The organism is Pseudomonas chaetocerotis (assembly GCF_015712105.2).
Taxonomy (GTDB): domain Bacteria; phylum Pseudomonadota; class Gammaproteobacteria; order Pseudomonadales; family Pseudomonadaceae; genus Aquipseudomonas; species Aquipseudomonas chaetocerotis.
The window spans coordinates 105,280-120,149 of sequence record NZ_JACFYX020000010.1 but is presented as its reverse complement, the minus strand read 5'-3'; the positions used below and the strand labels follow the sequence as shown (position 1 = coordinate 120,149).

The window sequence follows — 14,870 nt, the reverse complement described above, 5'->3', positions numbered from 1 at the left end:
GCGCGGCCTTGAAAAGCCCCGCCCATCCGCCAGAAGAGCCCGACGATGGAACACCGTGAAGCCCTGCTCGCGTTACGCCAATTTCTCTCCACTCAGATTCTCGGCCAGGAAAAGCTCATCGAGCGTTTGCTGATCGCGCTGCTCGCCGACGGCCATTTGCTGGTCGAGGGCGCCCCCGGCCTGGCCAAGACCAAGGCGATCAAGGAGCTGGCCGAGGGTATCGAGGGCGAGTTCCATCGCATCCAGTTCACCCCCGACCTGTTGCCGGCGGACATCACCGGCACCGAAATCTATCGCCCGGAAACCGGCAGCTTCGTGTTCCAGCAGGGGCCGATCTTTCACAACCTGGTGCTGGCCGACGAGATCAACCGCGCCCCGGCCAAGGTGCAATCGGCGCTGCTCGAAGCCATGGCCGAGCGCCAGGTCTCGGTAGGCCGCAGCACCTACGACCTGTCGCCGCTGTTTCTGGTCATGGCCACGCAGAACCCCATCGAACAGGAAGGCACCTACCCGCTGCCGGAAGCGCAGCTCGACCGCTTTCTGATGCACGTGAAGATCGGTTTTCCCGATGCGGCGGTGGAGCGCAAGATCCTCGCCCAGGCCCGTGGCGATGCGCTCAACGGTGAGGCCAAGCCCGAGCACCGGGTCAGCCAGCAGGCGGTGTTCGCCGCGCGCAAGGAAATCCTCGGCCTGTACATGGCCGATGCCGTGGAGGAATACCTGGTGCAACTGGTCATGGCCAGCCGCACGCCGGCCAAGTTCGATGCCGAGCTGGCCGACTGGATCGCCTATGGCGCCAGCCCGCGCGGCTCCATTGCCCTCGACCGCTGCGCACGCGCCCACGCCTGGCTGGCCGGACGCGACTTCGTCAGCCCCGAGGATATCCAGGCGGTGCTGTTCGACGTGCTGCGCCATCGCATCATCCTATCCTTCGAGGCGGAAGCCTCGGGCGTCGATCAGGACCGCGTGATCCAGCGCATCCTCGACGTGGTGGCGGTGGCTTGATGCAGCCGCGCCTCATGCGCTCGTCCCAGGTAGCCCGGATGCAATCCGGGACTGATTACGCTGTGTCCCCGGATTGCATCCGGGCCAAGGGCTGAAGCCCATGCAAACCCTGACCAGCCACCCCGGCATCCACATCGCCCTCGGCGAACTGATCGACATGCGCCACAAGGTGCATGAGGTGCCGCTGTTCTCGACACCTGCCCGGCGCAGCCCGTTGATCGGCCTGCACCACTCCAAGCTGCGCGGTCGCGGCGTGGACTTCGACCAGGTGCGCGTTTACCAGCCGGGCGACGACGTGCGCACCATCGACTGGCGTGTCACCGCACGCACCCAGGAGCCGCACACCAAGCTGTTCCACGAAGAGCGCGAACGCCCCATCTTCATCATCACCGAGCAGAGCCAGCGTCTGTTCTTCGGCTCCGGCCAGTGCTTCAAGTCGGTGCTGGCCGCACGCGCTGCAGCGCTGATCGGCTGGGCCGCGCTGGGCCATAACGACCGCATCGGCGGCCTGGTGTTCGCCGATAACGACCATCACGAAGTCAAGCCACGGCGCAGCAAGCAGAGTCTGCTGCAACTGCTCAACCTGCTGGCACGCGCCAACCAGGCGCTCGGCCCGGAGAGCCAGGCCAACACCGGCCGCGACAACTTCGGCCTGGCGCTGCGTCGCGCTCGCGAAGTCCTGCGCCCGGGCAGCCTGGTGATCGTGCTGTGCGATGAGCGCGCCCTCAGCGATAACGCCGAGCAGCAGTTGACGCTGCTCGCGCGCCATACCGATCTGTTACTGCTGCCGCTGTCCGATCCGCTCGATCACGCCCTGCCGGCCGCCGGCCTGCTGCGCTTTACCCAGAACGGCGCACAGCTGGAGCTCGACAGCCATAATGCTGACCTGCGCCAGGCCTATCGCGCCCAGGCCCAGGCCCGTGAAGCGCGCTGGCAGCGCCTGACGCAGAAGCTCGGCGTGCCGCTGCTGCCGCTGAGCACCCAGTTCGAACTGGTCGAGCAATTGCAGGAACAGCTCAGCACCCTGCATTCGAGAAAGTCGCTATGAAGCCCATCGACCAGTTGCAGCCGCTGATCGATCCGCCCGCCGTGCTCTGGTGGCCGCCGGCTCCGGGCTGGTGGTTGCTGGCCGTGCTGCTGCCACTGCTCGGCTGGGGACTGTGGCGTTTGCTGCACAACTGGCGCCGACGCGCACCCAAGGAGGCTGCGCAGCAGCCACTCGACCCGCTGCGCCAGGCGGCGCTCGATGAACTGTCGCGCTTGAGCAAACCTTATGACGGCGCCCCGGCTGGCCCCTGGCTGCAGCAGCTCAACGCCCTGCTCAAGCGCCTTTGCCGCGAACGCTATCCCGAGAGCGCCAGCCACACCCTGAGCAGCCGCGCCTGGCTGGCGTTTCTCGATAACCGCTGCCCGGCGGCGGGCCTGACCCGCTGGATGATCCTGGTCGATGGCGGCTACAGGCCACAGTGCACCCTGAGCGACAAAGCCATCGTGGAGCTCGATCAGGCCATCGCCATCTGGATTCGCAAGCATGTTTGAGCTCGCCTGGCCCTGGGTCTTTCTGCTCGCGCCGCTGCCCTGGCTGCTGCGCCTGCTGCTGCCGCCAGCCGACAGTGGCGACGCAGCGCTGCGCGTCGGCTTTCTCGACGAGCTGCAGGCCCTGAGCGGGCGCCGCGCCCGCGCCGCTCTGCCCAGCTGGCGTCAGCAAGCACCACTGGTGCTGCTCTGGTGCCTGCTGCTGTGCGCCGCTGCACGGCCGCAGTGGGTCGGCGACCCGCTGCCGCTACCCGCCAGCGGCCGCGACCTGCTGCTGGCGGTGGATGTCTCCGGCTCCATGGATTACGCCGACATGCAGTGGGACGACGAGCCCATCAGCCGCCTGGAACTGGTCAAACGCCTGCTCGGCGATTTCATCGAAGGCCGCCGTGGCGATCGGGTCGGCCTGATCCTGTTCGGCAGCCAGGCCTATCTGCAGGCACCGCTGACCTTCGATCGCCATACGGTACGCACCTGGCTGGACGAAGCCATGATCGGCATCGCCGGCAAGAACACCGCCATCGGCGATGCCATCGGCCTGGCAGTGAAACGCCTGCGCCAGCGCCCGGCGCAAAGCCGCGTGCTGGTGCTGATCACTGACGGCGCCAATAACGGTGGCGAAATCGACCCGATGGTGGCCGCGCAACTGGCCGCCGATGAAGGCGTGCGCATCTATGCCATCGGCATCGGCGCCGATCCGCAGCAAAGCGGTGCCTTCGGCAGCTTCGGCTTCAGCGCCCTGGATCTGGACGAAACCAGCCTTCGCGCGATCACCGACGTCACGGGTGGGGAGTATTTCCGCGCGCGCGATCAGGCCGAGCTGCAGCAGATCGAACTGACCCTCGACCGCCTCGAACCGGTCGCCCAGCAACCGACCCTGGCCCGTCCGGCCCTGGCGCTCTATGCCTGGCCGCTGGCGCTGGCGCTACTGGGCTCGCTGTTACTGGTCGGCCAGATGCTGTGGCCCGACCTGCTGCAGCGGCTGCGGAGGCGTGCATGAGCCTGCTCTGGCCTGAGTGGCTGCGCCCACTGTGGCTGCTGGCCGTGCCGTTGCTGGCCTGGTTGCTCTGGCGCCTGTGGCATCGCGAGCGTCAGAGCGGACGCTGGCAACTGCTGTTGCCGGCGGCGTTCCATCAGGTGCTGCTCAAGGGGGGCAGCGGCCGCTCCAGCAAGCTACCCTTGCTGGCGCTCGGCCTGGCCTGGCTGCTGGCCGTACTGGCGCTGCTCGGGCCCAGCTGGCAGCGCGTCGAGCAGAGCAACCAGAAACCTGCCGACCCCCTGTTGATAGTGCTCGAACTGACGCCGCAGATGCTCGCTACCGACGGCCGCCCCAATCGACTGGAGCAGGCCCGGCGCAAAGTGCTCGACCTGCTCGAAGCGCGTCGCGATGCGCAGACGGCGATCATCGTCTACGCTGGCAGCGCGCACAGCCTGGTGCCGCTGTCCGATGACCTGGCCACCAGCCGAAACCTGCTGGAGGCACTGAAACCTTCACTGATGCCGGAGCCGGGGCGGCGCGCCGATCTGGCTGTGGCCCGCGCACTGCAACTGCTCGACCAGGCGCAACTGGGCCAGGGGCGCCTGTTGCTGATCACCAGCGCCCTCGACGAAGCGGAACGCAGCGGCATCCAGCAAGCGCTGCAAAAGCGCTCGGTACCGCTGCTGATTCTCGGTGTGGGCAGTCGCGAAGGCGCACCGGTGGTGCAGGAAGACGGCAGCTTCCTCAAGGACTCGCGCGACGCCATCCTGATTCCGCGCCTTGATGCGCACGGCCTGCGGGAGACCGCCGAAGCTCATGCTGGCCGCTATGCAGCGAGCCGCCTGGACGACGAAGACCTGCGCCGCCTGGGCCTGCTCGACGGCCCGCAGGCACTGCGCGCGGCGGGCGAGCCGACACAGCTCGACAGTCATGTCGACCAGGGTTACTGGTTCCTGCTGCCATTGCTGTTGCTCGCCGCCTGCGCCGGTCGTCGCGGCTGGCTGTTCTGCCTGCCATTACTGCTGATGCTACCGCCACAGAGCAGCCATGCCTTCGAATTCGACGACCTCTGGCTGCGCCCTGACCAGCAGGGCCAGCGCCTGCTGCAGACGCAACGTCCGGCCGAGGCCGCGCAACGCTTCGTCGATCCGCAGTGGCAAGGCAAGGCGCTTTACGAGGCCGAGGATTATGCCGCCGCCGCAGAGCGTTTCGCCAGGGGCGACAGCGCAGCCGATCATTACAATCGCGGCAATGCCCTGGCCAAGGCCGGCGAACTGGAGGCCGCGCTGGATGCCTATGAACAGGCCCTGGAGCGCCAGCCGGAGCTGGCCGCGGCCCAGCACAACAAGGCATTGGTGGAGCAAGCGCTGCGTCAGCGCGAAAATCAGCAGCAATCCGGCGAGGATGATTCGGCCGAGCAGCCGGAACAAGGCAACGAGCAATCGCAGCCGAATGAATCGTCGGCCGGCCAGCCCGCCGAAAGTACTGCCACGCAGCCCAGCCAACCAGGCAGTGTTGGCGAGAACAGTGAAAACAGCGAAGTACAGGGCAGCGCCAATGGCGCCGGGGCAGACACCCAACCCAGCACCAGCAGTGAACCCCCAGGCGACGCCGAGCCCGTTGAGCAACCCCTCACGGAAGCCGATCTGGGTACGGCGGCCGAACGCCGACAAGCGCTGGAACAATGGCTGCGGCAGATCCCGGATGACCCGGCCGAACTGCTGCGGAGAAAATTCTGGTATGAACAGCAACAGCGTCAGGACTCGAATCGATGAAGCGTCTGGTCTTCCTGCTTCTTCTAGTGCTCGCGGGGCAGGCCCATGCCGAAGCCTTTTTCGCCAGCGTCGACCGCACACGCCTGAGTGAAGGCGAAACCGTGGTGCTGACGCTGGAATCGACCGACCCGACCCGCTTCGGCCGCCCCGACCTGAAGCCGCTGGAGGAAGACTTCGAGGTGCTTGGCAGCCGCCAGGTCAATCGCCTGAGCAGCATCGGCGATACGCCGCGCGCCAGCACTCGCTGGATCCTTACCCTGCAGCCACGCCGCAACGGCGAAGTGACGATCCCGGCGATCCGCCTGGAAGACGCCGAAACCCTGCCGATCACGCTGACCGTCGAGGCAGCCGTCAGTGCCGGCAATGGCGAACAGCTTGCACCGGTATTCATCGATGCCAGCCTCGATCAGGAGGATGTCTACGTTCAGGCCCAGGCCGTGCTGACCCTGCGCATCTACCACTCGGTGTCCATGTACGACGACAGCAGCCTGACGCCCCTGCGCATAGCGGATGCGCGTGTCGAACAACTGGGCGAACCCCGCACCTACGAGAAGAGCATCGGCGGCGTGCTGCACGGCGTGATCGAACTGCAGTACGCCATCTATCCGCAGCGCAGCGGCCAACTGCTGATCCCGGGCCAGACCTTCAGCGCGACCCTGGTCGACCGCTCGCGCAACAACGATTTCCTGCCTTTCGGACCGCGCGCGGGCAAGGTCTCGCGGGTCAAATCACCGGACATTCCGCTGCAGGTCAAACCCAAGCCGGCCGCCTACCCGGCTGACGTGCCCTGGCTACCGGCGCGCGCCCTGGGCCTGGCGGAAACCTGGAACCCGCAACCGGAGCAGAGCCAGGTCGGCGATTCCCTGACCCGCCGCCTGATTCTCAAGGTCGACGGCCTCTCCAGCGCTCAACTGCCGCCATTACCGGCGACCCAGGTCGATGGCCTGCGGCGTTACCCGGATCAGCCGCAGATGAGCGACCAGAAGAGTGAGAACGGCATCATCGGCACCCGCGAAGAACGCGAGGCGCTGGTGCCCAATCGCAGCGGCAGTTTCGATCTGCCGCCGCTGGAAGTGATGTGGTGGAACACCCAGACCGACACGCTGGAGCGCACCACCCTCTCCGCCCGTACGCTGCAGGTCGCGGAAAACCCGCAACTGCAGAACGACGAGCAACCCAATACGCCGATGGTAACGACCCAGGTCATCGAGGGGCCGCAACTGTGGCCCTGGCAGTTGGCCTGCGCTGTGCTGAGCCTGACCACGCTGCTCGGCTTCGGCTTGTGGTGGCATGCCCGCAGGCAACCGGCGATCCAGCGCGCGGCGCAGAACGGCCCCAGCCCACGCACGCTGCTCGACGACATCAAGCGCGCCTGCCAGGCCGGCGATGCCCAGGCCACTCGTCATGCACTCGACGCCTGGGCTCGCCAACAACCGGAAACCCTCGCCGATATGGCCGCGCGCTACGTACCGCTGTCGGACGCGCTGGACGGTCTCAACGGCGCGCTGTACAGCGAAGTTGGCCAGCAATGGCAAGGCGAAGAGCTGTGGAAGGCGATTCGCAACCTGCCTGCCGCACAGGAGCCAAGCGCAGCGCCGCAGGAAAGCAGCGCGCTGCCGCCGCTGTACCCGCGCTAGGCGCGCGATGGGCTTGCAGGATACGCAGTTCGAGGCGTGCAAGTGGTAGTGAGCGTCAGCCCACCAATAGCGGCTGACCTTGGTGGGCTGAAACGGATCGCCGCCCGGCCCACCCTAAGTACTGCCGACGAAGCCCCGGATTTCATCCGGGCTACAGACTGATTGACCTCATCACGCCCGGTGCGCATGGCGCACCCTACAAGCCCGCGCGCACCGTGCCCATCGGGACATGAGACTGGATCGGGCAAGAACGTTCAACGAAACAGCCTGATTGACCTCATCCCCGGTGCGCATGGCGCACCCTGCGAGGGCTGAGATGGGACCTGCCGTGCGCACCCACCGCGCACGACGACGAGACGCTCTCGTCACCGCCAGAGCCATAAAACAAAAAAACCGCGGCCCGAGGGCCGCGGTTTTCGTTCTACGCGAAAGGCATCAAGCCTTGGTGCGCATTTTCTCGGTGTTGATCAGGAAACGAGCCAGAGCCGGCAGCAACCAGATCGCACCAATCATGTTCCAGAGGAACATGAAGGTCAGCATCAGGCCCATATCGGCCTGGAACTTGATCGCCGAGAAGATCCAGGTCGCCACGCCGATCGCCAGGCAGACGCCGGTGAACAGCACCGCCTTACCGGTAGACTTAAGCGTCTCGTAGTAGGCTTCCTGCAGCGACATACCCTGGCGCAGATAGGTCTCCAGGCGGCTGTAGATGTAGATGCCGTAGTCGACACCGATACCCACACCCAGCGCGATCACCGGCAGGGTAGCGACCTTGACACCGATGCCCATGAACGCCATCAGTGCGTTGCCCAGCACCGAGGTCAGCACCAGCGGCAGGATCACGCACAGGGTCGCAGCCAGCGAACGGAAGGTCAGCAGGCACATGATGCTCACTGCCGCGTACACCGCGATCAGCATGGTGGTCTCGGACGCCGCGATCACTTCGTTGGTAGCTGCCTCGATACCGGCATTACCGGCAGCCAGCACGACCTGCAGCTCGTCAGTGGTGTGCTGCGCGGCGAACGCTTCGGCAGCAGCCACGGCGCGCGACAGCGTCTCGGCCTTGTGGTCCTCGAGGAACACCAGCACCGGTGCCACCGAGCAGTCGGCGTTGTACAGGCCGTCGGCGCGGGCGATCGAGTTGTTCAGTACGTCCTGGTTGCGCGACAGGGTTTCCCATTTCAGGTTGCCCTCGTTCATGCCCTTGATCACCTGCTTGGACACGGTGACCATGGAAATCGCCGACTGCACACCCTCGGTGTTCTCCATCTTCCACATCAGCTCGTCCATGGCGGCCAGGCTGTCATAGGTAGAGCAGCCTTCAGGGCCGGTCTTGATCATGACTACCAGTACGTCGGAACTGGTCGAGTAGTTACGGATGACGAAGTCGTTGTCCAGGTTGTAGCGCGAATCCGGGTGCAACTCCGGTGCGCCCTGGTCGAGGTCGCCAATCTTCAGATTCTGGCCGTACCAGACACCACCAGCCAACGCCACCACGGCAACGACAACGGAAATCGGTGCCACCATCGGGTGAGCGAAGTTGGAAATGGCGCGCCAGAATGGATGATCCTTGGCAGCCTCCTCGCGACTCTTCTTCACCGCACGATTGCCGATACCGATATAGGAAATCACCACCGGCAGCAGAATCAGGTTGGTGAGAATGATCACCGCCACGCCCATCGAGGCGCCAATGGCCAACTCGCGGATCACGCCGATGTCGATCAGCAGCAAGGTCACGAAACCAACCGCGTCGGACAGCAACGCCACCAGCCCCGGGATGAACAGCTGACGGAAGGCCATGCGCGCGGCAGACAGGGCGTCGGTCGCTTCACCCGATGCCATGGCGATCCCGTTGATCTTCTGCACACCGTGGGAGATACCGATGGCAAACACCAGGAAAGGCACCAGCATCGAGTAGGGGTCGAGACCGAAGCCCAGCGTGTGCAACAAACCGAGCTGCCAGATCACCGCGATCAGCGTGGTGATCACAACCGCCATGGTGCTCTTGAAGCAGTGGGTGAACCACAGCAGCAGCACGAAGGTAATGCCGATGGCCACGGCGAAGAACAGCGCCACACCGATCAGACCATCGATGAGATCACCGACCTTCTTGGCGAAGCCGATGATGTGCACCTTGACCTTGGGATTCTGCGCTTCGTATTTCTCGCGAATTTTCTCTTCCAGCTCGTGAGAGAACTTCTGGTAGTCCAGCTTGATCAGCTTGCTCTGATCATTCGGGTCCGGGTAGGACTCGAGCAGCGGAATATCGACGATGCTGGACTTGAAGTTGTTCGCCACCAGGCGCCCGATCTGACCCGACTTGAGGATGTTGCTGCGCAGATCCTCGAGACTGTCGGTGGAACCGTCGTAGGTCTGCGGGATCACTTCACCGCCGGCGAAACCTTCTTCGGTCACTTCGGTCCAGCGCACGCTCGGACTCCACAGCGACTTCAGACCGGAACGGTCGACGCCTGGAATGTAGAACGCCTCGTCATGGATCTGCCGCAGCGTTTCCATGTATTCCTTGCTGAAGATGTCACCGTCGGTGGCTTCCACCGAGATGCGCACCGTATTGCCCAGGTTGGCCAGGTCGTTACGGTGTTCGAGCATTTTCTGAATATAGGGGTGCCCCAGCGGAATCATCTTCTCGAAGCTGGTCTGCGGGCGTACCTGAGCAGCCTGATAGAACAGGAAGATGCTGATCAGCAGGCAGATCAGGATAACCGCCGGGCGATTGTTGAAAATCAGCCGTTCGAGGAAGGAGGCAGGCTGTTGTTGATGCTTGGTCATGCAAAGGCTCCCGGCTTGTTATTGTTGGCCCAGATCGGCGCCAGTCGAGGCGGCGAGGTGAACGCCGCCCTGCCCCACCAGGATCAGGTTGCCGTTATCCAGTGCAGCTACCCCGGCCAGAGAGAGGCGGTCGGGACGGTTGATCAGGCTGAAGGTCTGGCCGTGATCCTTGCTGCGCAGCACAGTGCCACCGTGCCCGACGACCGCGACGCTGCCATCGTTGAGCAGCGCGCCATCGGCCAGACCGAATTCCAGCGGGCCATTGTTCGGGGTATTGAGCGTGATCTGCTGCCAACTGTCACCGAAATCGGTGGAGCGGAACAGGTGGCCGCGCAGACCGTAGGCCAGCAGTGTGGCTGGCTGATCGGTACCGATCACGCCGAACAGCGAACCCTCGTAGGGTAGATCCTCGATACGCTCCCAGGTCTGCCCCCAGTCTGCGGAGCGGAACATCAGACCCAGCTCACCGACGACGAACAGACCGGAGTCCTTCACGGCGGCAATGGCGTTGAGGTGATAGGCGTCTTCGTTGTCGAGACGGTCGCTGACGTCTTCCCAGTTCTGGCCACCATCGGTGGTCTCCAGAAGCGCGCCATAAGCGCCCACGGCGTAACCGGTCTGAAGATCCTTGAACCAGATATCCAGCAGCGGCGCTTCGAGTTCGAGGTCCTCGTACTGCTTGGTCCAGGTCAGGCCGCCATCGGTGGTGGCGAGAATCTGCGCATCGTGACCGACCACCCAGCCATGCTGGGCATCGACGAAGAACAGCGACGTCATCATCTGGCGGGTCGGCACCTTGGCCTGCTGCCAGCTCTGCCCCTGGTCGTTGGAATAGAGAATGTGGCCACGGTCGCCAACGGCAACCAGGCGCTCACCGGTATTGGCCACATCGAGCAACAGGCTGTGCACGGCCTTCGGAGACTCGATGGCGTAGCCAGCATCAGCCGCAGCCGAGGTCTCGGCCTGCAAGGGTGCGGCAGCGAAAGCCAGAATGGAAAGCACACTGCACAGCGAGAGCGCTTTAGCCAGCGGCGAATGGACACGGAGCGCCGATTTGCGCGCCAGGATGGGCGCCAGACCGGACTGGGTGCGCCGCATGACGGGCTCACTCATATACCTTCCCCCTTTCTTGTTATAGGCGGTGCTGCTGATTAGCAGGCCGCTCATCCTAGCGAGCTTCGGAAAGCCCTGACAATTGGCGCGACGTTATGTTTTGTTAAGGCAAAAACCGCGTGATAGAAGCCTATTCGCCAAGCTGATACGAAAAGGCCGCTACTACTGTAGCGGCCTTCGCATGAGACTACACGACTATTATCGCGTGCCGCGGCGACGCAGGGCGGCCGGTTTGAAATAACCGTCGTCGGGAGTGGCCTGGGTGAAGTCGATGGTATTGCTCTCTTCGTTGTCCAGATTCTGCACGTGGTAACGACGCGCCTGCAGGTCATGGAACACATCGAGCGCGGACCAGGTGGTCGGCAGGTCGTAGTAGTTCTTCAGGTAGGCGATGGAAACGCGCCACAGCTCGCCACGGCCGTCGTACTGATCCACCACCGCAGCCTGCCAGCTGTCCTCGTCGAGGAACAGGGTACGCTTGGAGTAGATATGGCGGGCGCCGGACTTCAGCGTGCCCTCGACGACCCACACACGGTGCAGCTCGTTACGAGTCAGAGCCGGGTTGAGGTGACCGACCTGCAGCAGATCCTTGTACTTAACGTCAGGGCTGGTGACCTTGTAGTTGTTGTACGGGATGTAGATTTCCTTCTTGCCCACCAGTTTCCAGTCATAGCGATCCGGGGCACCGTTGAACATGTCGGTGTCGTCGGCGGTACGCAGACCGTCAGCCGCAGCGATCGGGGTGTCGTAGGCCAGGTTCGGTGCACGACGCACACGGCGCTGACCAGCGTTGTAGCCCCAGGCCTGACGAGGTTCCTTGACCTGATCCAGAGTCTCGTGAACCAGTACTGCACCACCGGCAAGGCGCGCCGGGCTGGTGGTGAAGGACAGGTAGTAGAACATGATGTTGTTCAGGTCGGCGAAGGAGCCGTTCTGCAGGTAGTACTTGAACAGCGCTTCCTGCTGGGAAGTGACCAGCGAGTAGGCGCCATTGCGCTGTACTGCCACTTCCGAGGCACGACGCACGATGTAGGTACCGCGGTAGCGGGCGATGTGGTTCCACAGCGCCTCGACACCATTTTGCGGAATCGGGAACGGGATACCGCCGTAGGCATCGGAGAAGCCGTTGCCGCCATCGACCAGCTTGGCGCTGGTGGCGTTCTTCACGGTGTTGTCATAGACCCACTGCGGCGCGGAGCCGGAGCGGCGGGTCTGGTACACCGGCATCTGATAGGTTTCCGGGTAAGCCTTGAACATGGCGATCTGACCCGGCGTCAGATTGGCCTCGTACTGGCTCAGGTTGGCCGCAGTGATGGTGAACAGCGGTTTGTCTTCCGGGAACGGATTGACGTGGTGCTGGCCCGAGCGCGTGTAGCCAGCCGGCGCCTGAGTGATGCCACCGGTCCAGGCCGGAATGGTGCCGGCAGCGTTACCAGCCTTCTCGGCGCCGAAGGGAGTCAGGGTATCGCCGAGCTTGGCGGCTTCCTGCGGGGAAACGGCAGCCAGCGCGGAACCGGCAGAAAACGCCAGCGCAACGGCTACGGCCATCAGCCTGTGCTTGTTCAGCATGGGTAATTCTCCGTGAAGAGTATTGTCGGGCGCCCGAGGGCGCCCGGCGTGTTTCTGGTTATAGGTATTAGAAGGAGTACTTGACGTTCAGGCCGATGTTGTCGCGATCACGCGCACCGTTGTTCTGACCAGCGCCATAGAACTCGGTGTACTGGATCTCGGCTTCCAGGCTGTTCAGGTAGCTGGCGCGCATACCGAGGGTGTACGCCTTGCGACCTTCGATGAAGTTGCCGGTCTGGTGCGAGTTGCCTTCGAAGTCATGCTTGAACACGGCGAACGGCGACAGGTTCACGCCAGCGTAAACGTCGTTCCAGGTGCCGGAGAGCACCAGGGTGTAGCCGTAGGCGTTCTTGTTGATCTGATCGTCGCGGTCATAGCCAGAGACGTAGGAACCATTCGCACGGCCAGAGTAGTAACGCGTATTACCTTGATAATCGACATACTTCAGGCTGCTGCCATGAATATGTTCCGATGCTAGCTCTGCCACACCAAACAGCGAATCAAAGCTCAGGACATTACCAAAATTATGTATGGCACCCAACGAGGTGTTGAATGCTTCGACACGCTCGTAGTTGTGCAGCGCCCGCTCACTATTGGCGCCCAGACCAACTCGCTTTCCACCAACTACTACTTCTTGGCCCAAAGCGATTTGAGTAGCCTGGCCCAGCACCTGCCCGAGAAGGTCGTTGGTCGTGGCGATACCAATTGGCATGTTCGGACGATAAGCCAACTCACCGAAAACAGACGTCTCGGCAATCGTAGTATTGAAACTCATGCCGTACATGCGAATGTCTTCAACGTATTCACGGCTAGCGTTGATCTGGTTAGCCAAGTCAACAGTCACCAAGGCTCCAGCATTGGTGACCCCCCCGACTCCACCGGCAAGAGCACCAAACTGGGCTGCAGTCAGGCCTGCATAGTCCTCATTGATGTCAGCGTAGATATAAGGCTCTTTGGAGTGGTAATTAATGAAGTAGAAACCGAACTCGGTAGAATTAAGCTCCTCAGCAATATAGCGAAACGCCACCCCAAATTGTCCATCGTTCTTCGCATTCAGGTCAGAGCCGATTCGCGCAACTTTAAAAGCATCGGGGCCTGCGTATTCACTACCCTTCAGCCCGTAGGCAGGGTTGAGCAAGGCAGCTTGGTACAGCGACAACCCACCAAGCCCTGGGTTGGGAGTCAAAGCTCCAGCCAGCGCTCCACTCTGGTTGTAAGCGGTATGGCCACCATCGGCAAACAAATCGGTCTCAGAGAAGTATGTGCCGACCGGATCGATAGCAGTCTCTTTCCAGTTGAACTGGTAGAAGGTTTCCATCGAGAGATTATCGGTCAAGCCGATGTTGAAACTCAGTGCCTCGACCGGCACCAGAACTTCCTTCACTTCCGCGCCGGGGAGGCGGAACTTGGCAGCATCGACCGGGTTGGTGGTGTTGATACCGCCGCGGTAGAACAGACCCTCGCCCCAGTTGAATACCTGCTTACCGAAACGACCAGAGACCGGCATATCGGCCACGTCCCAGTTGCCATAGACATAGGCGTCGAGAATCTGCGCATCGCGGCCGGCCTTGTGGCGGGTTTCACGAGTGAAGGTGTTGTCGCGCGGATAGCTTTGGCTGGGCTGAGCCGGAGTATTTGCGTCGTAGTAGTCGTTGCGCTTGTCCATGATCTGGGTGTCATAGAAAGCGGTGCCACGCACGAAAACACCGTAGTTCTGGTAGGAAGCTTCCAGATCGGTGGTGATCTTGAACACTTCGGAAACCAGGCCGGTATCGAAATTGCGATTGCCGTCGTTGGTGTTGATGTCGTTGTTGGTCTTGTCCTGACCCTGTACGCGCCACAGCTGGCCGTAGGAGACGGTGGTGTCGATGGAACCGGTGATTTCGTTGTCGGCGAAGCTGAACTCCACCGCTTGAGCCTGCGCGGCGACCAGCAAAGGCAGAACGCCAGCGAACGCAAAGCCGGCCTTGGCCGGGGCAAAACGTAGAACGGGCTTGCGGGACTTAATTTCCATCGAGACTCACTCCGTGGACAGATCATTCTTTTGGGCGATCCCGTATCCGGGTCGCGATTGCCGTACTGACGACGGCTTCTGTTTTTATTTGCAGCGACATGTTCCAGCGACCAGCGCGCGCTCGCACGCGGTCAGATCCAGCTCGGTACTGCAACCATGGTGCCAATTCAAACAGGTGTATCAGCGCAAACCGGCTTGGAAGAGCTGTTGACCAGTTTCTTTTCGTGACTGATCAGCCACTGACCAACGCGTCAGAAAAACTGGCGCACTTTGTCCTACGATCCGACGCTTTATGCCACTTACCACGTGCCTTGCGGCGTAGCAGGACGACGAAGATCGCCTCGCTGTCAAGCGACGAACCCCGAACTTAAGTGTGCAAAGGCATAACGAATTGCATGCATATTTCATTGGGTAACAAAAAAGTGTTACCAACCAGAGGTCGGTAACACTTT

General features: G+C 62.6%; 10 protein-coding genes. 6 read left to right on the top strand and 4 right to left on the bottom strand.

Annotated features, from left to right (window positions below; all coding sequences use genetic code 11):
- Positions 1-45: 45 nt before the first annotated feature.
- The 6 genes from H3221_RS18385 to H3221_RS18360 all read left to right on the top strand — a co-directional run bounded on the left by H3221_RS18385 (position 46) and on the right by H3221_RS18360 (position 6,932).
- Positions 46-1,005 (top strand): AAA family ATPase, encoded by a 960-nt coding sequence (locus H3221_RS18385; RefSeq protein WP_196475247.1) that lies wholly within the window; start codon positions 46-48, stop codon positions 1,003-1,005.
- Between the two features lie 100 nt (positions 1,006-1,105).
- Positions 1,106-2,053 (top strand): DUF58 domain-containing protein, encoded by a 948-nt coding sequence (locus tag H3221_RS18380; RefSeq protein ID WP_196475248.1) that lies wholly within the window; start codon positions 1,106-1,108, stop codon positions 2,051-2,053.
- Entirely contained in the window at positions 2,050-2,544 is a 495-nt protein-coding gene (locus H3221_RS18375; protein ID WP_196475249.1) for a DUF4381 domain-containing protein, read from the top strand. Before H3221_RS18380 ends, H3221_RS18375 begins: the two co-directional genes overlap by 4 nt.
- Positions 2,537-3,541 (top strand): vWA domain-containing protein, encoded by a 1,005-nt coding sequence (locus H3221_RS18370; protein WP_196475250.1) that lies wholly within the window; start codon positions 2,537-2,539, stop codon positions 3,539-3,541. Before H3221_RS18375 ends, H3221_RS18370 begins: the two co-directional genes overlap by 8 nt.
- Entirely contained in the window at positions 3,538-5,295 is a 1,758-nt protein-coding gene (locus H3221_RS18365; RefSeq protein WP_196475251.1) for a VWA domain-containing protein, read from the top strand. The genes H3221_RS18370 and H3221_RS18365 overlap by 4 nt, the downstream gene beginning before the upstream one ends.
- Complete coding sequence (locus tag H3221_RS18360; RefSeq protein WP_196475252.1) at positions 5,292-6,932, top strand: BatD family protein; 1,641 nt, start codon at positions 5,292-5,294, stop codon at positions 6,930-6,932. The genes H3221_RS18365 and H3221_RS18360 overlap by 4 nt, the downstream gene beginning before the upstream one ends.
- A gap of 435 nt (positions 6,933-7,367) precedes the next feature.
- Here H3221_RS18360 and H3221_RS18355 read toward each other — a convergent pair whose 3' ends face one another.
- From H3221_RS18355 to H3221_RS18340, 4 genes are all read right to left on the bottom strand, one after another.
- Entirely contained in the window at positions 7,368-9,722 is a 2,355-nt protein-coding gene (locus tag H3221_RS18355; RefSeq protein WP_196475253.1) for an efflux RND transporter permease subunit, read from the bottom strand.
- A gap of 18 nt (positions 9,723-9,740) precedes the next feature.
- Positions 9,741-10,835, bottom strand: coding sequence for a YCF48-related protein (locus H3221_RS18350; protein ID WP_397428087.1), 1,095 nt, complete (start codon positions 10,833-10,835; stop codon positions 9,741-9,743).
- 198 nt (positions 10,836-11,033) lie between these two features.
- Positions 11,034-12,404, bottom strand: a complete 1,371-nt coding sequence (locus H3221_RS18345; RefSeq protein ID WP_017679059.1) for a DUF1329 domain-containing protein — start codon at positions 12,402-12,404, stop codon at positions 11,034-11,036.
- Between the two features lie 67 nt (positions 12,405-12,471).
- On the bottom strand, positions 12,472-14,418 hold the full coding sequence (locus H3221_RS18340) for a DUF1302 domain-containing protein (RefSeq protein WP_196475254.1): 1,947 nt from the start codon (positions 14,416-14,418) through the stop codon (positions 12,472-12,474).
- Positions 14,419-14,870 lie beyond the last annotated feature (452 nt).

Excerpts from the sequence above, each read along its gene's own strand:
- H3221_RS18385 (WP_196475247.1), top strand. The coding sequence starts at position 46 with ATGGAACACCGTGAAGCCCTGCTCGCGTTACGCCAATTTCTCTCCACT.
- H3221_RS18380 (WP_196475248.1), top strand. The coding sequence starts at position 1,106 with ATGCAAACCCTGACCAGCCACCCCGGCATCCACATCGCCCTCGGCGAA.
- H3221_RS18375 (WP_196475249.1), top strand. The coding sequence starts at position 2,050 with ATGAAGCCCATCGACCAGTTGCAGCCGCTGATCGATCCGCCCGCCGTG.
- H3221_RS18370 (WP_196475250.1), top strand. The coding sequence starts at position 2,537 with ATGTTTGAGCTCGCCTGGCCCTGGGTCTTTCTGCTCGCGCCGCTGCCC.
- H3221_RS18365 (WP_196475251.1), top strand. The coding sequence starts at position 3,538 with ATGAGCCTGCTCTGGCCTGAGTGGCTGCGCCCACTGTGGCTGCTGGCC.
- H3221_RS18360 (WP_196475252.1), top strand. The coding sequence starts at position 5,292 with ATGAAGCGTCTGGTCTTCCTGCTTCTTCTAGTGCTCGCGGGGCAGGCC.
- H3221_RS18355 (WP_196475253.1), bottom strand. The coding sequence starts at position 9,722 with ATGACCAAGCATCAACAACAGCCTGCCTCCTTCCTCGAACGGCTGATT.
- H3221_RS18350 (WP_397428087.1), bottom strand. The coding sequence starts at position 10,835 with ATGAGTGAGCCCGTCATGCGGCGCACCCAGTCCGGTCTGGCGCCCATC.
- H3221_RS18345 (WP_017679059.1), bottom strand. The coding sequence starts at position 12,404 with ATGCTGAACAAGCACAGGCTGATGGCCGTAGCCGTTGCGCTGGCGTTT.
- H3221_RS18340 (WP_196475254.1), bottom strand. The coding sequence starts at position 14,418 with ATGGAAATTAAGTCCCGCAAGCCCGTTCTACGTTTTGCCCCGGCCAAG.